Consider the following 22,585-nt stretch of genomic DNA (forward strand, 5'->3'; position numbering starts at 1 on the left):
TCACCGGCATGTCGCAGGAGAGACGGAGGGCGTATGGAAAGACGTGGGGGTAAGGCGATCCGCCGCTGGGGGACGGCGGTCATCGCCTCGGCGGCGGCCGTGGCGGTCGCCGCGCCGGCGACCGCGGCCCAGGCCGCCGGGGCCGCGAGCGGTCCGACGGGGGTCAGCGCCAAGGGCGCGTATCTGCTGGACAACAGCGCCAACAAGCAGCTGTGGGCCAAGGCGGCGGACACCAAGCGGCCGATGGCGAGCACCACGAAGCTCATGACGGCGGTCGTGGTCCTCGACAGCCGGGGGCTGGACCTCGGCAAGAAGGTCACGGTCAAGCAGTCGTACATCGACTACACCGCGCGTGTGGGCGGCAGCAAGGCGGACCTGAAGAAGGGGGACAAGCTCACGGTCAAGCAGCTGCTGTACGGCCTGCTGCTGCCGTCCGGCTGCGACGCGGCCATGGCGCTCGCCGATACGTTCGGCACCGGTGACACCACCGCCAAGCGCACCAAGTCGTTCATCGCGCAGATGAACAAGAAGGCGTCCGCGCTGGGGATGACCAAGAGCCATTACGACACCTTCGACGGCATCTCGCAGGGCGGACAGAACTACACCACGCCCCGTGACATGACCAAGCTGGCCAGGCACGCGCTGCGCAACTCCACTCTGGGCACCGTGGTCAAGTCCGTCGACACCATCCAGAAGGCGCCGGCCGCCAACGGCAGGACCAGGACGTACTACTGGAACAACACCAACCGGCTGCTGGGTTCGTACAGCGGCGCGATCGGCATCAAGACGGGCACGGGCACCGCGCCCGGCAGGTGCCTGGTGTTCGCGGCCAAGCGGGACGGGCGCACCGTCGTGGGCGTGATCCTCAACGCGCCCAAGCGCTACCCGGACGCGAAGAAGATGCTCGACTGGGCCTTCCGGGCGAACACCGAGGTCACCTGGCGTCAGCTCCCCAAGGGCACTCCTGAGGACTGACCCGCTCCGCGGACGGTGCCCCGGCCGGATCCCGATCCGGCCGGGGCACCGGGCCGTCGAGGCGGCTGTCAGCCGCACCTACGCGCGGTGTTGATGCACTTCACGGCCTTTCTCATCAGCGAGTTGGACATCACGTTGATGAAGTCGCCGTGGTCGGTCACCGGCTTGTGCAGTTGCTCGGGGAAGCTGTCGACCGCGAAGAGCGAGCCGGGTGCCACCTTGTAGGTGATCCGCTGGATCAGCTGCGGGATGGCCTTGAACCCGCTGGGGCACGTGCCCTTGGCGTCCGCGAAGGCCACATGGGTGCGGTGGTTCGCGCTGTCGGTGTTCTTACCGTCCCAGCAGCTCTGGAACGCGAACGTACGGACCACCTTGCTGCCCTTGGGGCAGAGCGGGTACTTGTCCTTCAGCTGCCGGTTCTCGAACCCGGTGCAGCTCCAGGAGGCGTTGGCGTTGGCCGTGCCGTTGGTGAAGGACTTGGCGTCACCGGTGATGATGCGCAGGAACCTGGGCATCTCCACGACCTTGGAGACCGCGCTGCCACGGAAGGTGATCGACGCGGTGGCCGGGCGCAGGATCCGTCCGATATTGCCCTCGGTGCCGCCGCCGGGCTGGTCGGCGTCGACCTCCTTCGTCCCGTCCTGGAGCCGCAGGACCGGCCAGTAGTGGGTGGAGCGGTCGCCGTTGGTGCAGGTGGTCCCGGCGGCGGCGAGGCCGTCGTTGGTGGAGAAGGCGCCGGTGTCGCGGTTGCCGACGTAGTCGTGCATATGGTGGGCGCCGTTGCTCACACCGGGGGCGACGATCACGTTGTCCGAGTTGAAGTGCTTGTTCTCATTGCGTCCGCAGCGCGATGAGAAGGTGCCGCGGGAGGCGTTGGCCCGGGTGCGGGGGTTCTTGACGTTCGGCCTCACCTTGCGGATGTCCACGAAGTCCGCCCGCACCGGGCCGGACTGCGGCGGGGCGCCCGCGGCCGGAGCGGCGGGGGCGGCCGTTCCCGCGGCGGGGGCGGCGCCTGCCGGGGTGGCGGCGGGGGGCGCTTCCTGCACGGTGCAGGGGGCCAGCGTGCCCAGGCCGGACGGGCGGCTCGACACCCGGTCCATCTCGTTCCCGATGCGGTTGAGCGCGCCACGCCGCTGGGCGGTCAGCGGCTCGAGCACCCGGGTGCGCACCCAGTCCTGGTCGGCACCGGCGCCGCGCGCGGCCAACCGCTGGTAGGCGTCGGCCACCTGGCTGTCCATCGTCGCCAGTTCCTTGTCCACGGTGGGCCGCGCCTGCTGCGGCACACTCGACAGCCGGGTCGCGGCATCCGGGCACTTGACGGTCATCGCCGCTCGTGCCGATGTCTGCCGCTGCCCGGCCGACTGGCGGGCGGCGGAAGCGTCGTTGTCGGTCATCAGGAGAGCCCCGCCACCCACGGCCAGTGCGGTCACTCCGACCACGGTCAGCCCGATGACCCTGGATCGCTTGTGTCTCTTCTTGTTCCTCATCCTTCGCCCCTCATCGGCAGTCTCCATACGCCGGGGACGCCTTGCCCTCGGCCGCGTCGGACCGCGCCCCCACCACCCGTCCCGGAGTTGGAAGGCACAGCGCGACGCCGATGGATACGGACGGCGAGGCGATCGTTCTCAACGGTGGTCGCAACATCTCGTGAAAAACCGGAGGAGTGGGTGCGGTGGCGTATCTCCGCAACGGCTTCACCACATATCCACCGGCCTCGGGGACGAAGCCGTTCAGCCATGGCTAAAGTGAGTGCTTCGCTTCACACCCCCCAATGTCCCTCTACGCGCCGCGGAGCCCCCATGTCCAGCGCGACCTCGTCCACCGCGCGTCATCGCAAAGCCAAGCCCATGAGCCTCGCGCTGCGCCGCGCCTTCATCGTCGCGGCCGTCCCGGTCACCGGCGCGCTGCTGTCGGCTCCCTCCGCGCTCGCCGCCGACAAGACCGCCAAGACCACCGCGACGACCCAGTCCGTGGCCGCCGCCGACGGGCTCGACCCCGCCGAGCAGCGGATCGCGGACAACCTCAACACCCGCGCCCAGAGCCCGAGTCTGGGCGACACCTTCAGCGGTGTCGTGCTGGACTCCGCGTCCGACAAGGTCGTCTGGGGGCACAACGCCGACACCGCGCTGATGCCCGCGTCCAACGCCAAACTGGCCACCGCCACCGCGGCGCTGACCGTGCTCGGCCCCGAGCACCGGTTCACCACCAAGGTGGTCTACGGCGATGGCACGCTCACCCTCATAGGCGGCGGCGACCGCCTGCTGACCACCGCCGACCTCACCGAGCTCGCCAAGACGGCCGCCGCCGGGGTCAAGCTCGGCGGCCTGGACTCGGTCAAGGTCCGCGTCGACGACAGCCTCTTCGCCGAGCCGACCCTCGCCACCGGGTGGAACGACTCGTACTACGACGACCAGGTCTCACCGGTGCGTTCCCTGGTGGTGGACGGAAAGCTGTCCGCGGACACCTCCATCGACGCGGGGAAGGTCTTCGCCCGACAACTCGCCGACCAGGGCGTCACCGTGGACGGCGAGGTCACCCGCGGCACGGCCCCGGCGACGGACGTTCCGGTGGGACACCATCTGTCCCCCACACTGTCCGAGACGGTCAAGAAGATGCTCAAGAAGAGCGACAACGACATCGCCGAGACGGTGCTGCGCATGACCGCGCTCGGCGCCGGCAGGCCCGCCACGTTCGAGGACGGCACGGCCGTGGTGCGGGACGTCCTCAGCGGGCACTACGGGGTCTCGATGGACAACTTCCAGATCCACGACGGCAGCGGGCTGTCCCGCGCGGACCGCATCCCGGCGCAGACCGTCGCGGACATCCTCGACCTGGTCACCGACCCGCGCTACCGCGGCCTGCTGCGCTCCATCGACGAGGGTCTGCCCGTGGCGGGCGAGGCGGGCAGCACCCTGGGCCCCGAGTGGGGCCGTTTCGACACCGCGGACTCCCAGTGCGCCGTCGGCCAGGTCAAGGCCAAGACCGGCACGCTGACCGGCGCCATCGCCCTGAGCGGCCTGACCAAGGCTCAGGACGGCCGGTGGAAGGTCTTCTCCTTCATCGAGAACGAATCCTCCGCCGACCCGGCCGCGACCAAGGACACCCTCGACGGCCTCGCCGCCACCGTCAACGGCTGCTGGGCCTAGGGTCAGTCGTCAGTCGTCAAAGGGGGCGCGCCCTGCTCCCGACGCCTGGCACGGCCGCTCGCCGCGTTGTCGCGTCGCCCGAGTACGCCCAGTACGAGGGCGACGCTCCGCCTTGCGATCGACCGCCTGGCCCAACGGCGGTCGATCAGCCCAGGAAGCTCAGCCGGACCTGGCGCTCGGGGTTGTCGCGGTTGGTGTCGACCAGGCACACCGACTGCCAGGTGCCCAGCGCCAGCCCGCCGCCGATGACCGGGAGGGTGGCGTGCGGCGGCACAAGGGCGGGGAGGACGTGGTCACGGCCGTGGCCGGGGCTGCCGTGGCGGTGGCGCCAGCGGTCGTCCGGGGGCAGCAGATCGCGCAGCGCGGAGAGCAGATCGGTGTCGCTGCCCGCGCCCGTCTCCAGGATCGCGATCCCGGCCGTGGCATGCGGGACGAAGACGTTGAGCAGGCCGTCACCGCCGCCCGCCACCTCCCGTAGATACGCCTCGCAGTCGGCGGTGAGGTCGGCGACGGTCTCGGTGGAACCGGTGGTGACGCTGATGGTGTGGGTACGGAATGTGCTCATGGCTCCATCCTGATACGCCGCCCCGCAAAACTCCCGCAACAAAGGTCCGAGGGGCAAGACAGGCGTTGACCGGTTCCGGACGTCCTCGCTAGCTTCGTGAGCATGTATACGTCAGCCCTGCTCACCACGCGCGGTCATATCGACCTGCTGCGGGTGGCGTCCGCCGCGTGTCCCGGCCACCGCTGACCTTCCCCCTTCCTCCCCCGCTTCTTCTCCGCCTCGGCAACGCCCCGTTCCGGCCCGTTCCGCCGTACCGGCCCTGATGGTCGGGCCGTACCGGCGTACGCAGGGGCATCGAGGCGTACCCGCTTTGTGGAGCCCCCATGTCCCCGGTTCTCGAACCGGTCGTGCCGCTCTCCGCGCGCCGCCGCACCGTACCGCGCTGGCTGCGGCGCACGACCGGACCCCTACTGCTGCTGGTGCTCTGGCAGGTGTCCAGCGCCACCGGTGTGCTGCCCTCCGACACCCTGGCCTCCCCCGGAACCATCGCCCGTACCGCCTCCGACCTGGTCGAGGACGGCACCCTCCCGCACGCCATGCTGGTGTCGGTGCAGCGGGTGCTGATCGGGCTGGTGCTCGGCGGGGTCATCGGCGTCTCGCTCGCGCTGATCTCCGGGCTCTCCCGGCTCGGTGAGGACCTCGTCGACGCGAGTGTGCAGATGCTGCGCAGCATCCCCTGGGTCGGCATGATCCCGCTGTTCATCATCTGGATGGGCATCGGCGAGGCCCCGAAGATCGCGCTCATCGCGCTGGGCGTCACCTTCCATCTCTATCTCAATGTCTACGCGGGCATCCGTGGTGTGGACGCCCAGCTCATCGAGGCCGGGACCTCGCTCGGGCTCGGCCGCTGGGGGCTGATCCGCCATGTGGTGCTGCCGGGTGCGCTCCCCGGTGCGATGACCGGGCTGCGCTACTCCCTCGCCACCGCCTGGCTGGCGCTGGTGTTCGGCGAGACCATCAACGCCGATGACGGGATCGGCTTTCTGCTCAACCGCGCACGGGAGTTCTTCCAGACCGATGTGATCGTGGTCTGCCTGATCGTCTACGCCGCCCTCGGCCTGCTCGCCGATTTCATCGTCCGCACCCTGGAGAGGCTGCTGTTGCAGTGGCGACCGAACTTCACCGGCACGTGAGCTCCGTGGACAAGGAGCTGGAGAAGACGACGGACGAGAAGGGTGCGACGGAGGAGAGGGGCGGGGACGGCGGCGATGCCGCGGTGCGGGTCCGCTCGCTGACCCGCTCGTTCGACGGCCGCGCGGTCATCGACGATCTCCAACTGGACGTCGGGGCGGGTGAGTTCGTGGCGCTGCTGGGCCGCAGCGGCTGTGGCAAGTCCACGCTGCTGCGGGTCCTCGCCGGGCTCGACCGGGAGATCGAGGGCGAGGTGCTGGTGCCACGCCGCAAGGCCGTCGCCTTCCAGGCACCGCGGCTGATGCCCTGGAAGCGGGTCTGGCGCAATGTGCTGCTCGGGCTGCCGGGCCGCCCCGGGCGGGCCGTGGCCGAGCGGGCGCTGAACGAGGTCGGTCTCGGCCATCGGGTCGACGCCTGGCCCAAGACCCTCTCCGGCGGTGAGGCACAGCGCGCCTCGCTCGCCCGTGCGCTGGTGCGCGAGCCCGATCTGCTGCTGCTGGACGAGCCGTTCGGCGCGCTGGACGCGCTCACCCGGATCACGGCCCAGCAGCTGGTCGCCGAGCTGTGGCAGCGGCGGGGCTGTGCGGTGCTACTGGTCACGCATGACGTGGAGGAGGCGCTGCTGCTCGCCGACCGCGTACTGGTGATGGACGGCGGCGTCATCGCGCACCAGGTCCGGGTGGACCGGGACCGGCCGCGCGACATCGCCGACCCGCTCCTCGCCGAGCTGCGCACCGAGCTCCTGGACCGGCTGGGTGTGAAGGCGCCCGAACCGGCCGTCCACAAAGTGGCCTGACGGCCGTCCGGCACGATCCCGTACCCGCCCGCGCGACACCTCGCGATCTCGCAACCCTCTGATCTCCCCGAACGGACCCTGCTGACATGAGACGGCGAATCGTCCCCGCCCTGTCCCTCCCGCTCGCCCTGCTGCTGTCCGCCTGCGTCAGCTCGAACTCGCACAACGACTCCGGCTCCTCCGGCAATACCGACGGCAAGGGCGATGTGACCCTCAACGTCGGTGACCAGAAGGGGAACGACGAGGCGGTGCTGCGCGCCGCCGGGCAGCTCAAGAACCTCCCGTACAAGATCAAGTGGTCCACGTTCACCTCCGGCCCGCCGATCCTGGAGGCTGTGAGCGCCAAGGCCGTGGACATCGGCGGGGTCGGCAACACCCCGCCGGTCTTCGCCGCGGCAGCCAAGTCCCACATCAAGGTCGTGGCCGCCAAGCACGGCACGGCCGACGGCGAGACGATCCTGGTCAAGAAGAGGTCGTCGCTGAAGCGGACCGCCGACCTCAAGGGCAGGTCGGTGGCGGTAGCGCAGGGCAGCTCGGCCCACTACCAACTGGTCGCCTCGCTCGCCAAGGCCGGGCTCTCGATCAAGGACGTCAAGGTCAACTTCCTTCAGCCCGCCGACGCCCTGGCCGCCTTCACCCGCGGCAAGGTGGACGCCTGGGCCGTCTGGGACCCGTACACCTCCCAGGCGCTGCGCCAGTCGGACGCGCGGGTGCTCACCACGGGTCAGGGCGTGGTCAACGGCCTCAACTTCCAGGTCGCCAACCCCTCCTCCCTCGACGACAAGAAGAAGGCGAAGGTCATCGAGGACTATCTCGGGCGGCTGCGCCGGGCCCAGGACTGGGTCTACCAGCACCCCGAGGCATGGGCCAAGGTGTGGGGCAAGGAGACCGGGCTGCCGTACCAGGTGGCGCTGGACTCCGTGAAGCGCACCAACGGCACCCGGGTGTACGTCGCGGTCGACAAGCCCGCCGTCGCCTCGGAGCAGGAGATCGCGGACACCTTCGCGAAGCTGAAGCTCACCCCGCGCCGCTTCCGGTTCGCCGACTATGTGGACACCCGCTTCAACGGCGATCTGCCCCCGTCCACCTCCGCACCGCGCAGCTACGGAAAGGACTCCTGAGGGACCCCTTTTCGGGAGCGCCCCATCGGGTAAGCGCGTGGAAACAATCAGGCCGCGCGAACACACCCGATGAAACGAGGTGAGCATCATGCACACCGCCACGGCCCGGCGGACGGCCGCCTCGCCGTCCGCGCTGCGGGCCACCTTGGACTGCCGCCCCGAAGCGGCCTCGTACGCACGCCAACTCACCAGCACCTTCCTGGAGGGCCTGCGTCCGGAGCCCGATCGGAGCGCCGTCGAGGCGGTGATGCTGATCGTCTCGGAGCTGGTCACCAATGCCGTACGGCACTCGGGCGGCCGGTACTGCTCGCTGCGCGTGTCGGCCGACCCGGAGGCCATCGCCATCGCCGTCGGCGATGCCAGCCGCGTACCGCCGCACCGGCGCACTCCGGATGTCCGGGGAGCGGGCGGCGGATTCGGCTGGCCGATGATCTGCGGTATGGCCATGGCCACGGCCGTCACCGAGGAGCCGGGCGGCGGCAAGACCGTGAACGCGATCGTCGCCCGGCGGGGGCGGGCCACCGCCCCCGCGCCGAGTTGATCCGTCGGCGACCCCGCGTTACGGCGTCGGGCCCCGCCCCGTAGCCGTCCGCGCGTCGTCGACGGCCACGGCGATCCCGTCGAGGACGCGTTCGAGGCCGAAGACGAAGTCGTGGTCGGTGGCCGGGTCGTCGTACGCGCCGTCCGGCGCCGCCTCGAACAGGCCGGCGGAGAGGAGCAGCGCCATCTGCGGGAAGCGGTCCGGGGTGATGAGCCGCGCCAGGGTCCGGCCGTAGACCCGCTCGGTCTCCTCCTGGCTCAGGCCCGTTCCGCTTCTGCCCTGCGCGTGTTCCTGGGCGAGCAGGGAGGCGTGGCGCACATAGCCGCTGAGCAGGCTCAGACTCCCGACCTTCGCGGCCCAGTCGAGCTCCGTGCCGCTCAGCGCGCTCAGGCCCGCCTCCATCCAGGCGATCTCATGAGGTCCCGTCGGCGGCCCCGCGATGGGGAGGCGGGGGAGCCAGGGGCGGTGGTGGTTGACCAGGCGCTGGGCGACGGCCCACTGCCGTAGCCCCGCACGCCACCGGTCCGGGGCGGTCTCGACATCGGGCGGAGAGCCGAGCGCCAGGTCCCGCATGAGGACGAGGAGCTCGTCCTTGGATCCGACGTGGCGGTAGAGGGACATCGGGGAGACGCCCAGCTCTTTCGCGATCTTCGGCAGCGTCGCGCCCGGCAGCCCGTCGCGGTCCGCCAGCTCCACCCCCGTACGCACCACGCGCTCGGTGTCGAGCGCGGCGGGCCGGCCGAGGCCCGAGGCCGGGACCGGCAGCCGCCACAGGCGGGCCAGCTCGGCGGGCGCCTCCTCCTGGTCGGCCGACATGGCGCTTCTCCTTCTCGTACCTCGGTTTCTCACCAGGTACATCATGGCGCACGGCTACTTAGTATCGCTCATATAGATTATTGCTTATACTAAGCCGGGCGCCGAGGGCTCGCTCACGTCCCCTTGCCCGAAGGGCCCTCAATACGACAGGACGGAGAGAGATCCCGGTGACCGCCATATCGACGCAGTCCCATGCCCCGGGCCCCGCGCGGGGCCCAGTCCGCCGGACCGAACGGGCCCTGGCCCCCGATCTGGCCCGGGGCACCATGCTGCTGTTCATCGCGCTCGCGAATGCCGCGGTGTTCGCCTTCGGCAACCAGCCGGGCGCCGAGGGGTCCCCGCACGGCTGGGAACGCCCGTTCAACCTCGTCATGTTCGTCTTCGTGCACGCCCGCGCCTATCCGATGTTCGCCGTGATGTTCGGCTACGGGCTGGTGCAGCTCACCCGCAGACAGGACGCGGCGGGCACCGGCCCCGGCGCGGCGCGCTCGGTGCTGCTGAAGCGCAACGCATGGCTCGTCGCCTTCGGCCTCGTCCACGCCGCGCTGCTCAACTTCGGTGATTTCCTGGGGGCTTACGGCATCGTCGGCATCCTCTTCACCCTGCTGCTCCTGCGCCGCGGCGAGCGGGTGCAGCGCGTCGTGCTGTGGCTGTGGGGCGGTATGACGGTGTACGTCGCCGTCGTGGCGGCCATGGCCGGCTACCGCGCCGCGAACAGCGGGTCGGGGTCCGCCGGTGTGCCGACGGGCGATGTGGATTCGCTCTCGGCACCCGACTACGCCGCGTCCGTGGCCGACCGGCTCGGCGAGTGGCCGATCCACACGCTGACCGTGGTGCCGTTCATCGTGATCGTCTGGCTGGGCGCGTGGGCCGCGCGCCGGGGCGTGCTGGAGGACCCGGCCCGCCACCGGCGGCTGCTGATCCGCACCGCGGTGATCGGGCTCGGCATCGCCTTCGCGGGCGGGGCGCCGATCGGCCTGGTCAGCGCGGGGTTCGTGCATGTCGACGGCGCCACCGCGGACGCGTTCCTGATGCTGTACGAGGTGAGCGGGCAGTTCGGCGGCCCGGGATATGTGGCACTCTTCGGACTCCTCGCCCTGCGCCTGTCCAAGGGCCGCTCCGGCTCGCGGCCGAAACTCCCCGTGGCGGCGCTGGCGGCCCTGGGCCGGCGGTCGCTGAGCGGCTATCTGTGCCAGTCCTTGGCGTGGGTGCTGCTGCTCTCCCCGTTCGCCCTCGCGCTGGGCGAGCGGACCGGCAGTCCGACGCTCACCGCGTGTCTGAGCGCCATCCTGATCTGGCTCGCCACGGTGGCCGGGGCGTATGCCCTCCAGCGCCGTTCGCTTCCGGGGCCCGCCGAGAAGCTGCTGCGGAGGCTTACGTACGGCCCCCGGTAGCCGGCTCCCGGCGCTACGGCGGCAACGGCGAAGGCCGGTCGTCTCGGTGACGACCGGCCCGACGTTCAACCGCTCACATTCAACCGCCTGCGTTCAACCGCCCGCATTCGGCCGTCGGCGTTCAGCCGCCGATGTTCACATCGATGCAGGCGTAGAAGGCGTTGGAGGTGTCCGCGATGTTCCAGACGGCGAGCACCTTCTGCTGGCCCTTCAGGTCACCGAAGTCGACCTGATGGGTGACGGTCTCACCCGGCTGCGCTCCCCCGTCGTCGATCTCTGTGACCTTCTGGCCGCCGACGAAGTACTGCCAGGTGTTGGTCGAGTGACGCGCGGTCAGCTTCCAGGTGAAGTCGGCCTTGGACGGGACGGGCGTGACCGCCCAGCCCTTGCTGTCGTCGTCGAGCTCGGCGAACCGCGAGTTACCAGCGCTGCAACTCGTCAGCCCCTTGGGGCCTTCGACGCTCTGCGGCTCGTACTTGATGTCGCCGCAGGGCACGGTCCCGGCCGCACACTGGGCCTGGCGGCTCGGCGGGGTCGAGATGTAGCCGTGCGCGCTCGCCTCGGCCGTGGGGAGGCTCAGCGCGATCATGGGAGCTATCCCCGCGCCGATGACCACGGACAGCTTGCGTTTCATGTTCATGCCAACTCCTTCGCGGCGAGGGCCCCACGCCAGGCGCGAAGCCCTTGCCGAAGGTGGGGATGTGGGGGGATGTGGGGGGTGGCTGTGTCGGAACGTTTCATGGCCGTTCAGGCGGCCGCGAATCCGCGCCGCACTAGGTCTAGACCATACCGGCTGTCCGTTCACGGTCAAGACATGGGACGGAAGTGGTCTGGTCCACTGTCATCCCCATCGATGTCACCGTCCTAACCACCTCACCGACTCCCAACTCCCCGACAGGCCCCGGGGCTTGGCGCCCGGGGGCAGAGCGGGAAGACGGTCGGGACGATGAGGGTGGTCGGGACGAGAGGGGCTCAGGACGACAGAGCCGTCAGGACGAGAGGGCCGTCAGGAGGAGAGAGCCGTCAGGAGGAGAGAGCCGTCAGCCGTCGCCGGTCGTGGGGAGAGGAACGGCGGTCCAGCCGCTCCTCCAGACGGTCCCGGGCCGCGTCGCGGTGGCCCGCCGACACCAGCGCGAACAGCAGGGTCTCCTCGACGATCTCGCGCTGCGCGGCGCTGCCGCCCACACCGGGGAGCCGTGGCAGCAGGCGCTCCAATCCGCGCGCCGCCTCGGCCCAGCGCTCTTCGAGGATGTCCTCGAAGGCCGTGCACAGCGGGGCGATGACGCTCCGCTGCACCTCATCGGCGCGCAGGGCGTGGACCCGCAGCCGCCGCAGCCCCGCCAGGTCGCCCGCGGCGGTGAGGGCGATGGCGGCGTGCAGCGCGACGAACGCGGTGGCCGGGCGCTCCAGGACGGCCGCGGGCGCCGAGTCCAGCACGTCGCCGATCGGGAACGGGCCCTGCCACGCACCCACCAGCCGGGCCCGCCACAGCAGGGAGCCGGAGTCGACCAGGGCGCGGACCCCGTGGACCTTCCCCGGGGACAGCTGTTCCGCCCACCGGCGGCGGACCGCCGCCGTATCCTCCAGGGCGAGTTCGTGCAGCGCGGCGTGCCAGGAGAAGTGGGCGCGGTGGGTGCCGCCCCGGCCCTGGTGGGCCAGCCATCGTTCGAGCCGCTCACGGCCCGCCTCGTGGTCGCCGCGCTCGTAGTGCACATGGGCCAGGGCGTGCATCGCGTGGCCGGAGGCGGGTTCGGCGGCCAGGGCCCGCTCGGCCAGGGTTCCGGCCTCGTCGTAACGCCCCTGCTCCTGGCGCATGAAGGCCAGCAGGGAGGTGTGGAACCAGCCCCCTCCATGGGCCTGGGCGGTCCGCTCGACCACGCGGAGCGCGGTGGTGCCGTCCAGATCGCGCAGACCGGAGAAGGCGATGGTGGGCACCGCGACGGCGAGCGCCAGCGCATCGCCCGGGTACTCCTCCAGATGGCGCAGGAGGGCGGCGTCGCCGTCCGCGGGCGAGCGCAGAACACGGCGGGAGACGACGTCCACGAAGGAGCGCTCGTAGTCATCGGCCCGCTCGCGCACCGCGCGCCGGGCGTCGGCCAGGGCGCGCGAGACATCCACATCGGCGCCGCACTCATGGCCGATGAGCGCGAGCGCGGCGTGGCCGAGGGCGAATCCGGGGTCGAGCGCCACGGAGCGGCGGAGCGCCTGCGGAGCCCCGGCCCGGACCTTCAGCAGCCGGTCCACACCGAGGCGGTAGGCGGTGGCGGCGGCCGCGTGGGTGCTGAGGGGGAAGCCCGAGGTGTCCATGGGCCGACGCGCCCGGCGCGGGGCGCGGCCGCCGTCGGCGGGGAGGGCGGGGGCCGTCCACGGGTCGAGGACGGCCTCGGCGATGGCGGCGGCCTGTTCGCGGATCTCCGGGATGGCGGTGGTCTCCCACAACTCGCCACGGCGGGGCGCGCCGAGGGTCCACAGGGGGCGGGTGGCGCCGCCGTCGGCGCCCCGCAGCCGCCCGTGGTCGGTGGCCACGCCCATGCTCAGCGGGCCGGGCACCGCGGCGCCCTGGTCGAGCAGACTCCGCCACAGCGGGTCGGCCGTCCCGGACAGCCGCAGGCCCGGCCCCGTACAGTCCACCACCCAGCCCACGGGCAGGGTGCGCGGGCCATCGGCAGTGGCGAGGGAGACCGTCAGGGAGCCGTCGGGCCGGGCCGAGGCGGAGGCGAGCCGCCCCTGGTACGTGCGCATCCGCCGGGTGCGGCGCATACGGCCCACCGACTCGGCGGTGGCCGGGGGCATGCGGTGGCGGTGGGTGTTCCACAGGGAGCCGTCCCGGGCCATGAACTCGGCCCGCTCCGCGGTGGACATCGACGCCCAGATCTCGGCCGTGACCGGGCGCAGCCCGTCCACCGCGGGCCGCCAGTCGCCGTGGGTGCGCATCACCCGGCCGATGTGCTGCCGTACCTCGGCGCGCAGCGCGGCCAGGGACAGACCGGGCAGTGGTGTCGTACACGCGGCGGCGGGCAGCGGGTCCACCGCATGCGGCTGCGGCAGCCTTCCGCCACGGGAGACGGTGTGCACCGTGCGGCCGGGGCGGTCGAGTGTCATGGCGATGTCCACCGAGGTCAGCCCCGTGCCGACGAGGAGTACATCCTCCTTGTGGCCCTGCCCGAGCGCGGCGTCCAGGGCGCCCGGCGCCCAGGGGTCGGCGATGAAGCGGTCGCTGCCGCGCAGGTCCGCCGGTGCCCATTCGGCGGTGGCGCGGGACGGACCGGTCGCGAGCACCACGTGGTGCGCTTCGACGGTGCCGCCGTCGGCGAGCTCCAGCCGGGCGGACGGGTCCCCTCCGGGCTGGGTGGTCCAGTGGCAGCCGGTGGCCCGGGTGCGCAGCCGGCGGACGCCGACGACGCCCTGCGCCGCCATGATCGCCCGGCCGAGGGTGTCGGCGAGATAGGCGCCGTAGCGGTAGCGCTCCGCGAAGTCGCCGCCGCGCACGCCCGGTTCACCGTGGTGGCACAGCCACCGCACGAAGTGTCCCGGATCGTCGGGGTAGCAGCTCATCTTGCCCGCCGGCACATTGAGGCGGTGGCGCGGGTCGAGGGTGGAGTAGGCGGTGCCGCGGCCGGCCTCGGGGGCCGGGTCGATCAGAAGGAGGTCGAACGGGATACGGCGGCGTGCCGCGGTCTCGCAGAGCTGGATCGCCACCAGCGCCCCGGCGGCACCCGCCCCCACGATGGCGACGGTCTTCTTACACGGCCCTGACGTCGTACACGGCTCTGGCGATGCCATGTGATACCTCCTGCTTCCCCTGAACCGGTGGGCGAGCGAGACCGATGCCCCGCTCACGCAGCGGTACCGTAGCCATCTAAGTTCACCAATTCAATGAACTTTGTGAACTCATGGGAGAAGGAAAAGCGGGGCCTGGCCCCAAGCCGGTTGTATGCGGCCCCATGAAACGGACGTGCGTGATAACTTGCGCGGGTGCGGATCACAGCCAAGTCGGACTATGCCGTCCGGGCGATGGCCGAACTGGCGGCCGCGGAGGGCTCTCCCCTGACCGCCGAGCAGGTGGCGACCCGGCAGGACATTCCACTGCGTTTCCTCTTCGGCATCCTGCGGGAGCTGCGTCTGGCCCATCTGGTGCGCAGTGTGCGGGGCCCGGAAGGCGGATATCTGCTGGCGCGCCCGGCGAAGGAGATCACCCTCGCCGACGCGATCCGCGCCATGGACGGCCCGCTGGCCAATGTGCGGGACGTGGGCCTCAGCGGGCTGGAGTACCCGGGCGCGGCGGCGGTGCTGCCGGATGTGTGGCGCGCGGTGCGGGCGAGTCTGCGGCAGGTGCTGGAGAAGACCACCTTCGCGGATCTGGCCGCCGGTGAGCTGCCCCCGCTGGTGCGGGAGCGTGCGCGCGAGTACCTCGACGACGTCCGCCACTACGACACCTGACCTGATGGCATCGGCGTGTCGTGACGCCGCCGCCCCTGGCGGGACCGAGTCCCCAATTCCCCGTTCCCGGGCCCGAGTTCGGCCTTCGTGGTGCCGCCGATCGTCTGGGGCGCCATCGTGGCCGACCGCGCCTCGGCACAGCCTCCGCACACCTTCGGGGCCGCCACCGAACCGCGGCCGACGTCCGCCGATCTGATTGACTTGCGGCCGTGGACCTCTTCTCACACTCATGGACGGCATTGCGCACCGCGGTCGCCGAGCTCGCGGACGAGGACTTCGCTCGGCCGTCGGGCTGCACCGGCTGGCTCGTCCGGGACCTGGTGTGCCACCTGGTCATCGACGCCCAGGACGTCCTGATCACCCTCGTGACACCCACCGACGCCGAACCGACGCGCGACGCGGTGACCTACTGGGAGGTGGCCGACACGCCGCCGGCCGGCGACGATCCGCTCGACGCGCTGATCGTCCGGCTGGCCGCCGCGTACGAGGAGCCGTGGCTGCTGAAGTTCCACCTCGACGACGTCGGCTCCGCCGCCGGGCGCGCGGCCGGCCTCGCCGACCCGGCCCTCCGGGTCGGCACCCGCGATGTGGTGCTCACCGCGGGCGACTACCTCTCCGCATACGTCCTGGAGTGGACCCTGCACCACCTCGATCTGATCGCCCACCTCCCGGGCGCGGCGGACCCTCCCGCCGAGAGCCTCGCCGGATCGCGCCGGATGCTGGAGGAGATCGCCGGGGCGGCGTTCCCCGCGTCGTGGTCCGACAAGGACGCGCTGCTGGTCGGCACCGGGCGGCGGGCCCCGACCGACGCGGAGAGGGCCGAACTGGGCGATCTGGCCGCGAAGCTCCCGTTCGTCATCGGCTAGCCCCCCGCCGGATCGGCACCACCCCCTGGGCCGCCGGGGCTGTTCGGCCCGCCGATCGCCGCACCGGTACGGGCCCGGCCTCCGGCGTCACCCCGTGCCCCGGGCCGACGGGTTGCCCTGGTGGGTGAAGGCGGCCCAGAGGTGCACGCGGTCGAGGTCGGTACGGGCGGCTTCGCCGCGGAGGTGGCCGCGGAGGGTGGGCGGGGGCTCGCGCCGCGGGTCGAGCATCCAGAGCTGGGCCGCGCGCAGGGCGTCCGCCGGGGCGAGGCCATGTGTGCTGACGAAATCGTGGAAGACGGCCATCATCAGGGCCGTCGAGGCGTCGAGGACCGCCCAGCGCGAGCCGATGACATCGGCCGCGCCACGGGCGACCAGGGCGGTGGACAGGGTCAGGGCCTCGTCGTGGTCGCGGGTGCTGAGGTCCGTCTCGCAGGCGCTGAGCACCACCAGCGGGCCCGCGCCGACCGGTTGTCCGGCGGCGGCGCCCACGGCGCCGACCGCGCCATCCAGGATATGGGCCACGCTGAGCCGCCCCGAGTCCTCGGGCCCCGCGGGCGGGGCGGCGAGCCAGAGGGCGGAGCGCGTGGGGTCCGGACCGGCCAGGGCGTGGCAGGAGATGTGCAGGACGGCGACCGGGGAGCCGCCGCCGGGCAGCACGGCGAGGATGTCCTCCGGTGTGCCCGGCGCGTCGCTGACATCGGCCGTGGGGAACTCTCCGTAGCGGAGGCCGTCGGGGTAGCAGGCCACGCGCACCGCCTCCGCCTCGATCTCCGCCCAGACCAGGCTGAGTTCGGGGTCGGCGACCAGGACCTGCCCGGCGGTGGTGGGCAGCCGGTCCCGGGCAGTGGCCCGCAGGAACTCCGCGCCGGAGGGGGCGTAGCTGAACACCGCGTCCTCGCATGCGTAACGGTACTCGCGCCCGTCGGTCCCGTACGGGGTGCGGGCCGCGTGCCAGGCGACCGCGCCGAGTGGCCCGCACGGCACCAGCACGATCCGCGACGGCCGGTGGAGCGGGCCCACGGCCGCCAGGACGGGACCCATCGCGGCGGGCCAGGCCCAGTCGCACAGCTCGCGCAGCGCCGCTTCCCACTCCCCGTCCCGCTCCGCCTGCCGCCCCGCCTCGTCGGTGGCGTCGGCGTCCGTCCGGGAACGCCGGGCGGTGGCGTCGAGGTAGCGCTCGAGTGGCGGGCTGCCGGGGGTCAGCAGCGGCAGCTTCAGAACGGCGGGCGGTGCGTCGCCGGTGCCGGGGCGCAGAATCAGGGCGAAGCCCGGCATGCCGGGGCTCTGCCCGGGGACGAGGTGGACGAGCGCATCGGCACCGGCGGCGGTGAGCCCGGCCCGCAGCGCCGGCAGGTCCGGGGGGCCGAGCAGTTTCCGGGCGTCCGCGCCGCTGCCCGCGCCCAGCGCTTCGAGTGCCCTGCGGCGCAGGCTGCCCGGGATCTGCGGGCCGGTGGCCCGGCCCAGGTCGGACTCGCTGCCGGGCCGGAGCGGGTTCGCGGCGACCTCGGCGCGCCACTGCCGGGCCAGGTCCGGATGGCCCCGGGCTTCGAGGATCTCGGGAATGCCACGGGACGCGGCGCCGGACCGCAACACCAGGGCCCGGCCCAGCTCCAGCGCGTGCACGGCGTCGGCCGGACGGCCGCACACGGTGCTCCAGTAGGCCAGCCACAGCGCCTGTGCCGAACCGAAGCGGGCCACGGCCAGGCCGTGTTCGGAGCCGGGCTGGAGGAGGACGTCCGAGGAGATCCTGGTCAGCGCCTCGCCTCTGGCGGCGAGGCCCGCCGCCCGGTCCTCGCCGGCGCTCGGCCCGCCGCGCCGGCGGCGCAGCCAGTGGGCCTCGGACAGCTGGGTCAGGGCGTCGGCGGTGTGCGGCAGGCCGTCCCCTCCGACGATCAGCTCGCGGGCCCGGGACAGCTCGGTGATGCTCAGATCGAGCAGGTCCGGGTCGTCGAGGTGGCGGGCCGTGTGCAGCAGGGCCCGGCCGAGCTGGTAGCGCAGCCGGAGTTCCTCATGGGGGGTGGGCTGCGGTCCTTCGAGGGTCCGGTGGACCTCCGCGACGGCCCGGTCGGCCGCGTCCCGGCTGGGTTCGATCATGGTCAGCTGGAGCAGCGCGGAGACGCGCACCGCCGGGAAGTACGGTGCGAGCATGGGCGCGAGCTCCCGTACGTCGGTCGCCACCACCTCCCTCAGATACCGGGCCGCGGCGCGGAATCCGGCCGGGTCCTGGTCCCGGGCGGCCTGCTCCCGATGGACCTCGGCCAGGGTGGCGGCGAGGGCGAAGCGGTTCTCCTGGTCGGGCGGCAGGGTGTCGTACAGGCCGGTCAGCTCCTCGATCAGACGGGGCAGCCCGGTGAGGTCCCCGCTGCGGCGGGCCAGGGCCAGCTCGTGCTGGGCGACGAACACCACCGCGGTGAGCCTGCTCGTGGACGGCACCGCGCCCTCGTCGTCGTGGGCGGCGCGCAGTTCTCTGGCCACGGTCAGGGCGGCGTCGGCGGCGTCGAGGCCGCCCCCGAGCGTCACCGCCTCGTGGAGGCGCCCGGCCATGCCGAAGGACAGGGCGCGACGGGCGAGCGTGGCCTCCTCGCGGCCCTCGGACAGGGCGTCGGCCATCGCCCGGATCCGGCCGGCGCTCGTCTCCAGATGCGTCAGATCACCGGTCTGGGATACCCGTACGGCATCGACGAGGGTGCCGAGCTGCTGCTCGAAACCGAGACGCCCCGGGCCGCCGGGGCGGTCCTCGGGGGCCGGCCCCGGCTCCGACATGGCCTCGTCCAGCTCGCCGAAGTCCATCGTGCCGGGCACCAGGAGGTTGGCCCACACCAGCAGGACGGCGTGCAGCCTGGCGATGCGGGCCCGTTCGGGTGTGTGGGCCGGCAGCTCCCGCAGCGCCCGCCGGGCGACCTCCGCGCCGCGGCGGACACGCTCGGCCAGGACCTGACGGTCGCCCTGGCCCGACCTGAGCCCGGTCAGCAGCTCGCGCAGCGGTGCGAACACCGGCCGGTCCAGGCCCAGGGCCGCCACCTCCCCCTCGGCCTCCTCGGGGGAGATGGTGAGCCGGTCCGCGGTCCTGTACAGCCACACCATGAGCTCCGTGAACCGCGCCACGTCCTCGGCGGCCCAGCCCAGCACGCCGCGGACGGCGTCGGCCAGCGGGTCCTCGGCGGGCTCCCCGGTCGCCACCTCGGCGGGCCGCTCCGCGGCGGCCGGGGAACTGGCCGGGGAACTCCCTGCGGACGGGGCGGAGAAGCCGGAGGAGCGGGACGGCGTCAGCCCGATCTCCGGCCCGAGGAACCCGAGGATCCCGCGCAGGTCCGCTTCCTCGGGACCGGCCACGAGGCGCTCCAGAACCTCCCTGGCCTCCGCCAGATCGGCCGGCGTGGACGCGGTCGGCGTGGACGCGGTCGGCGTGGACGCGGTCGGCGTGGACGCGGTCGGCGGCCGCGGGCCGGTGGCCCGGAGCGGCGGCTTTTGGCGGCGGGCCCGGCTCCACGCGTGCGTGGCCCGTGCGCAGTGCTCCGGGACGAGCAGTTGGAGCAGCGCGCTCCGGGCCTTCACCGCGAACGGGTCGGTGAGCGGCCTGGTGCGGTCGGCCCAGCGCAGATGGCGCAGTGCGCGCTCCCGTTCGAGCCGGGCGTCCTCGGGCGTATCGGCCGCCCCACGGGTGCCCAGCCGGACGCACATCATCACGCCCAGCAGGGGCACGAACTCGTCCCGGAGCGGATCGTCCACGGGCAACAGCCGCTCGATGGCAGCGAGATGCTCGATCGTCTGGGCCAGCGCTGCGGGCCGCACCGGGTCGTCCGCCGCTCGGCGTAATACACCGCCGGCCTGGCGGGCGGCGGTTGCGGCCCACACCCGCAGCGCCCGCGCGCCGTCCTCACCGCCGTCCCGGCGCGGTTCCTCGTCCACTTCGTGCTCCCCCGTGTCCGGACACATGCCCTGATGACCAGCGTGCCACGGGGCGGCGGCGGGCAGCCCCACCCGGACGGCACGGTGTGCGGCTCGACGCGGACCGCCGGTGGCCGCCCGGCGCGCCTCCCCGGCCACCGGGGTCGCGAAGACCCGGGCTCATCGGGGGAACGGCTGCCCGCGGCGACCGGTACTCCGTATGCTCGCCGCATGATCGATGTGCCGCTCTCCGCGCTGGAAGTCGCCATGGTCCAGACTGGTACGCGGGCCGTGGACACGCTCCGTGACACCACCGCCTTCGCCCAGCGTCTCGACGCCCTCGGCTATCTCCGACTCTGGTACGCCGAGCACCACCACTCCCCCGCCATCGGCGCCTTCCCGCCCGTCGTCCTGACCGCCCACGCGGCCGCGTCGACATCGGCCATCCGGCTGGGCTCCGGAGGCGTACTCGCCCCCAACCACGCCCCCATCATGCTGGCGGAGCAGTTCGGCACCCTCGCCGCGCTGCACCCCGACCGGATCGATCTGGGCATCGGCCGCGGCCCCGGCACCTTCGACGAGTCCACGGCCCGGGCGCTGCGGCGCGGCGCCGGGCCGACGACGGACGAGGAGTACCGGGACGACGTGGCCTCCACGCTCCGCTTCCTGGTCGAGGAGGTCGCGCTCGGCCCGCTCCCGGAGCCGTGGCTGCTGGCCTCCAGCACCGCGGGCGCCCAGCTCGCCGCGGAGCTCGGCCTGCCGATCGCCTTCGCCCACCACATCCGCCCCGACAACACCCAGGCCGCGCTCGGCCACTACCGTGCGTGCTTCTCACCGTCCCGGTGGTGCGGGAGCCCTCGTGTGCTGGTGTGCGTGGAAGCCATCTGCGCCGAGACGGAGGAGGAGGCCAGGCGGCTGGCGGGCCCGATGAACGTCGTCAAGGCCGGGCTCCTCAAGGGGCACAGCGAGGTGCCGTTCCCCTCGCCCTCCGAAGCGGCCGCGCACCCGTTCACCGCGGAGGAGCGGGCGGGGCTGGCGGCTTTCGGGGCCCATCAGGCGTACGGCACACCCGAGACCGTCGTACGGCGCCTGGCGGAGGTGGCGGACGCGACCGGCGCGGACGAGCTGATGCTGGTCACACCGGTCTACGAGCTGGCCGCCCGCCTGCGCTCGTACGAACTCGTCAAAGAACACGCCGCGAGGCCCTCGGCGGCGGCACCGCGGCCCTGAGCCCGCGAACCCACGGCAGGCGCCCCGGGCCGCCCATGGCCCTGGGCGGCCGCCTCACAAGAATCACACAAAGCCTTCTCCTACGGTCCCGGCGACGAAGACGCACAACTCGTAGGAGGTTGCGCCATGTTCGGCAGTCGCCGTCCACGTGTCCTCGCCGCCCTGTGTGCGGCCCTGGCGATCGCGTTGCTGGCCTCATGCGCCAGAGTGATGAACACGGCGGATGAAGGTGGCTCCGCCGACGCCGACGCCTCGCGTTCGGGCAAGAAGCCCAACATCGTGTACGTCCTCACCGACGACCTGGCGTGGAACCTCGTGGAGTACATGCCGCACGTACAGCGGATGCGGGAGAAGGGGACGACCTTCACCAACTTCTTCGCCACCGACTCGCTGTGCTGCCCGTCGCGTACATCGCTCCTCACCGGTCAGTACCCGCACAACACCGGGGTCTTCACCAACGGCGGCGATGACGGCGGCTACCGCGCGTTCATGAAGAACCGCAACGAGGAGAAGACCTTCGGGCCCGCGCTGCAACGCGCCGGCTACCGCACCGGGTTCATGGGCAAGTACCTCAACGGGTATCAGCCGGAGGACAAGAACGGCACCTCCAAGCCCTATGTCCCCTCCGGCCGGGACGAATGGGACGTCGCCGGGGCCGGTTACAACGAGTACGACTACGACCTGAACGAGAACGGCAAGGTCGTGCCCTACGGGAAGGCCCCCGAGGACTATCTGACGGATGTGCTGTCGAAGAAGGCGACCTCCTTCATCGGCTCCTCGGCGGCGGAGAAGAAGCCGTTCATGCTGGAGGTGGCCACGTTCGCACCGCACGGCCCGTACACCCCCGCGCCGCGTGACAAGGACAAGTTCCCCGGGCTCGAGGCTCCCCGGACGGACGCCTACGACAAGGCGACCGGTGACGCGCCGAAGTGGCAGAGCACCCTGTCGCCGCTGACGGCGGAGGAGAAGCAGGGGATCGACCGGAAGTTCGCCAAGCGAGTGCGCTCCGTCCAGGCCGTCGACGCCATGATCGGCCAGCTGGAGAAGACACTGGAGGAGAAGGGCCTGGCGGACGACACCTACCTCATGTTCGGGTCGGACAACGGCTTCCACATGGGCGAACACCGGCTCCGCCCCGGCAAGCAGACCGCCTACGACACCGACGTCAAGGTGCCGATGATGGTCACCGGACCCGACGTTCCGGCCGGTGAGAAGGTGTCGCGGCTCGCGGAGAACGTCGATCTCAACCCGACCTTCCTGGACCTCGCGGGCGTGGCGCCGCCGTCCACCGTGGACGGACGCAGCCTGAGCGATCTGATGCACGGCCGGACGGAGGAGGAGTGGCGCGAGGCCGTCCTGGTCGAGCACCATCACTCCACGGTCAAGAAGGACGATCCCGACGCGGCGCCCGAGGACAGCGGCGACCCGCCGACCTATGGGGCGATCCGCACCGAGGACTCGCTCTACGTCGAGTACGTCGACGGACAGCGCGAGTTCTACGCACTGGACTCCGACCCCGAGCAGCTCACCAACCGGGCGGCGGCCCTGTCGCCCGTGCAACGGGACGCCCTGCACCGCACCCTCACCGAGCTCCAGCGCTGCAAGGGCGCGGAGAGCTGCCAAGCCGCGGCCCGGACCCACACCTCATAGCCACGGCCCGCGGCCCGGCGTGGCGG

The 22,585-nt window shown here is 72.2% G+C and carries 18 protein-coding genes; 12 read left to right on the forward strand and 6 right to left on the reverse strand.

Features of this window, described 5'->3' with window-relative positions; genetic code table 11:
• The first annotated feature begins 33 nt into the window (after positions 1-33).
• Positions 34-975 (forward strand): D-alanyl-D-alanine carboxypeptidase family protein, encoded by a 942-nt coding sequence (locus NQU54_RS05980; protein WP_257630120.1) that lies wholly within the window; start codon positions 34-36, stop codon positions 973-975.
• Between the two features lie 68 nt (positions 976-1,043).
• Here NQU54_RS05980 and NQU54_RS05985 read toward each other — a convergent pair whose 3' ends face one another.
• The gene (locus NQU54_RS05985; RefSeq protein WP_257630121.1) at positions 1,044-2,462 is read right to left on the reverse strand and encodes a DUF1996 domain-containing protein; all 1,419 of its coding nucleotides are present in this window, start codon (positions 2,460-2,462) and stop codon (positions 1,044-1,046) included.
• Positions 2,463-2,774: 312 nt separating this feature from the next.
• Between NQU54_RS05985 and dacB the strand changes: the two genes are divergently transcribed.
• Complete coding sequence (dacB, locus tag NQU54_RS05990; protein ID WP_257630122.1) at positions 2,775-4,121, forward strand: D-alanyl-D-alanine carboxypeptidase/D-alanyl-D-alanine endopeptidase; 1,347 nt, start codon at positions 2,775-2,777, stop codon at positions 4,119-4,121.
• A gap of 145 nt (positions 4,122-4,266) precedes the next feature.
• On the opposite strand, the gene NQU54_RS05995 is transcribed toward dacB, so the two are convergent.
• Entirely contained in the window at positions 4,267-4,686 is a 420-nt protein-coding gene (locus tag NQU54_RS05995; RefSeq protein WP_257630123.1) for a YjbQ family protein, read from the reverse strand.
• Positions 4,687-4,788: 102 nt separating this feature from the next.
• On the opposite strand from NQU54_RS05995, the gene NQU54_RS49995 reads away from it, so the two are divergent.
• From NQU54_RS49995 to NQU54_RS06015, 5 genes are all read left to right on the forward strand, one after another.
• Positions 4,789-4,872 (forward strand): putative leader peptide, encoded by an 84-nt coding sequence (locus NQU54_RS49995; protein WP_313905944.1) that lies wholly within the window; start codon positions 4,789-4,791, stop codon positions 4,870-4,872.
• 137 nt (positions 4,873-5,009) lie between these two features.
• A complete protein-coding gene (locus NQU54_RS06000; RefSeq protein WP_257630124.1) occupies positions 5,010-5,819 on the forward strand; it encodes an ABC transporter permease in 810 nt (269 codons plus the stop codon).
• A 17-nt stretch (positions 5,820-5,836) separates the two neighbouring features.
• Positions 5,837-6,613, forward strand: coding sequence for an ABC transporter ATP-binding protein (locus NQU54_RS06005; protein WP_306278432.1), 777 nt, complete (start codon positions 5,837-5,839; stop codon positions 6,611-6,613).
• A gap of 86 nt (positions 6,614-6,699) precedes the next feature.
• Positions 6,700-7,734 carry an ABC transporter substrate-binding protein gene (locus NQU54_RS06010; RefSeq protein ID WP_257630125.1) on the forward strand — a complete coding sequence of 345 codons (1,035 nt, stop codon included), beginning with the start codon at positions 6,700-6,702 and terminating at the stop codon, positions 7,732-7,734.
• Between the two features lie 88 nt (positions 7,735-7,822).
• Positions 7,823-8,275: an ATP-binding protein gene (locus NQU54_RS06015; RefSeq protein WP_257630126.1), complete on the forward strand. Its 453-nt coding sequence runs from the start codon at positions 7,823-7,825 to the stop codon at positions 8,273-8,275.
• An 18-nt stretch (positions 8,276-8,293) separates the two neighbouring features.
• On the opposite strand, the gene NQU54_RS06020 is transcribed toward NQU54_RS06015, so the two are convergent.
• On the reverse strand, positions 8,294-9,091 hold the full coding sequence (locus tag NQU54_RS06020; protein ID WP_257630127.1) for a TetR/AcrR family transcriptional regulator: 798 nt from the start codon (positions 9,089-9,091) through the stop codon (positions 8,294-8,296).
• Positions 9,092-9,258: 167 nt separating this feature from the next.
• Between NQU54_RS06020 and NQU54_RS06025 the strand changes: the two genes are divergently transcribed.
• Positions 9,259-10,485, forward strand: a complete 1,227-nt coding sequence (locus NQU54_RS06025) for a DUF418 domain-containing protein (RefSeq protein ID WP_257630128.1) — start codon at positions 9,259-9,261, stop codon at positions 10,483-10,485.
• A gap of 121 nt (positions 10,486-10,606) precedes the next feature.
• Here NQU54_RS06025 and NQU54_RS06030 read toward each other — a convergent pair whose 3' ends face one another.
• Both NQU54_RS06030 and NQU54_RS06035 read right to left on the reverse strand, forming a co-directional pair.
• Positions 10,607-11,125 carry a lytic polysaccharide monooxygenase auxiliary activity family 9 protein gene (locus NQU54_RS06030; RefSeq protein ID WP_257630129.1) on the reverse strand — a complete coding sequence of 173 codons (519 nt, stop codon included), beginning with the start codon at positions 11,123-11,125 and terminating at the stop codon, positions 10,607-10,609.
• Positions 11,126-11,508: 383 nt separating this feature from the next.
• Positions 11,509-14,268 carry an FAD/NAD(P)-binding protein gene (locus NQU54_RS06035; RefSeq protein ID WP_257630130.1) on the reverse strand — a complete coding sequence of 920 codons (2,760 nt, stop codon included), beginning with the start codon at positions 14,266-14,268 and terminating at the stop codon, positions 11,509-11,511.
• A gap of 192 nt (positions 14,269-14,460) precedes the next feature.
• Here NQU54_RS06035 and NQU54_RS06040 point away from each other — a divergent pair, with 192 nt between their 5' ends.
• Positions 14,461-14,925 (forward strand): RrF2 family transcriptional regulator, encoded by a 465-nt coding sequence (locus NQU54_RS06040; RefSeq protein WP_257630131.1) that lies wholly within the window; start codon positions 14,461-14,463, stop codon positions 14,923-14,925.
• 209 nt (positions 14,926-15,134) lie between these two features.
• On the forward strand, positions 15,135-15,791 hold the full coding sequence (locus NQU54_RS06045) for a maleylpyruvate isomerase N-terminal domain-containing protein (protein ID WP_257630132.1): 657 nt from the start codon (positions 15,135-15,137) through the stop codon (positions 15,789-15,791).
• A gap of 87 nt (positions 15,792-15,878) precedes the next feature.
• Here the strand turns inward: NQU54_RS06045 and NQU54_RS06050 are convergent, their stop codons facing one another.
• The gene (locus NQU54_RS06050) at positions 15,879-19,700 is read right to left on the reverse strand and encodes a CHAT domain-containing protein (protein WP_257630133.1); all 3,822 of its coding nucleotides are present in this window, start codon (positions 19,698-19,700) and stop codon (positions 15,879-15,881) included.
• 210 nt (positions 19,701-19,910) lie between these two features.
• On the opposite strand from NQU54_RS06050, the gene NQU54_RS06055 reads away from it, so the two are divergent.
• The gene (locus tag NQU54_RS06055) at positions 19,911-20,909 is read left to right on the forward strand and encodes an LLM class flavin-dependent oxidoreductase (RefSeq protein ID WP_257630134.1); all 999 of its coding nucleotides are present in this window, start codon (positions 19,911-19,913) and stop codon (positions 20,907-20,909) included.
• Positions 20,910-21,035: 126 nt separating this feature from the next.
• Complete coding sequence (locus tag NQU54_RS06060; RefSeq protein ID WP_257630135.1) at positions 21,036-22,559, forward strand: sulfatase family protein; 1,524 nt, start codon at positions 21,036-21,038, stop codon at positions 22,557-22,559.
• The last annotated feature ends 26 nt before the right edge of the window (positions 22,560-22,585 follow it).

Source organism: Streptomyces malaysiensis subsp. samsunensis (genome assembly GCF_024519315.1).
GTDB classification, from domain to species: domain Bacteria; phylum Actinomycetota; class Actinomycetes; order Streptomycetales; family Streptomycetaceae; genus Streptomyces; species Streptomyces malaysiensis.

Excerpts from the sequence above, each read along its gene's own strand:
- NQU54_RS06030 (WP_257630129.1), bottom strand. The coding sequence starts at position 11,125 with ATGAACATGAAACGCAAGCTGTCCGTGGTCATCGGCGCGGGGATAGCT.
- NQU54_RS05980 (WP_257630120.1), top strand. The coding sequence starts at position 34 with ATGGAAAGACGTGGGGGTAAGGCGATCCGCCGCTGGGGGACGGCGGTC.
- dacB (WP_257630122.1), top strand. The coding sequence starts at position 2,775 with ATGTCCAGCGCGACCTCGTCCACCGCGCGTCATCGCAAAGCCAAGCCC.
- NQU54_RS06000 (WP_257630124.1), top strand. The coding sequence starts at position 5,010 with ATGTCCCCGGTTCTCGAACCGGTCGTGCCGCTCTCCGCGCGCCGCCGC.
- NQU54_RS06055 (WP_257630134.1), top strand. The coding sequence starts at position 19,911 with ATGATCGATGTGCCGCTCTCCGCGCTGGAAGTCGCCATGGTCCAGACT.
- NQU54_RS05985 (WP_257630121.1), bottom strand. The coding sequence starts at position 2,462 with ATGAGGAACAAGAAGAGACACAAGCGATCCAGGGTCATCGGGCTGACC.
- NQU54_RS49995 (WP_313905944.1), top strand. The coding sequence starts at position 4,789 with ATGTATACGTCAGCCCTGCTCACCACGCGCGGTCATATCGACCTGCTG.
- NQU54_RS06035 (WP_257630130.1), bottom strand. The coding sequence starts at position 14,268 with ATGGCATCGCCAGAGCCGTGTACGACGTCAGGGCCGTGTAAGAAGACC.
- NQU54_RS05995 (WP_257630123.1), bottom strand. The coding sequence starts at position 4,686 with ATGAGCACATTCCGTACCCACACCATCAGCGTCACCACCGGTTCCACC.
- NQU54_RS06060 (WP_257630135.1), top strand. The coding sequence starts at position 21,036 with ATGTTCGGCAGTCGCCGTCCACGTGTCCTCGCCGCCCTGTGTGCGGCC.
- NQU54_RS06010 (WP_257630125.1), top strand. The coding sequence starts at position 6,700 with ATGAGACGGCGAATCGTCCCCGCCCTGTCCCTCCCGCTCGCCCTGCTG.
- NQU54_RS06020 (WP_257630127.1), bottom strand. The coding sequence starts at position 9,091 with ATGTCGGCCGACCAGGAGGAGGCGCCCGCCGAGCTGGCCCGCCTGTGG.
- NQU54_RS06015 (WP_257630126.1), top strand. The coding sequence starts at position 7,823 with ATGCACACCGCCACGGCCCGGCGGACGGCCGCCTCGCCGTCCGCGCTG.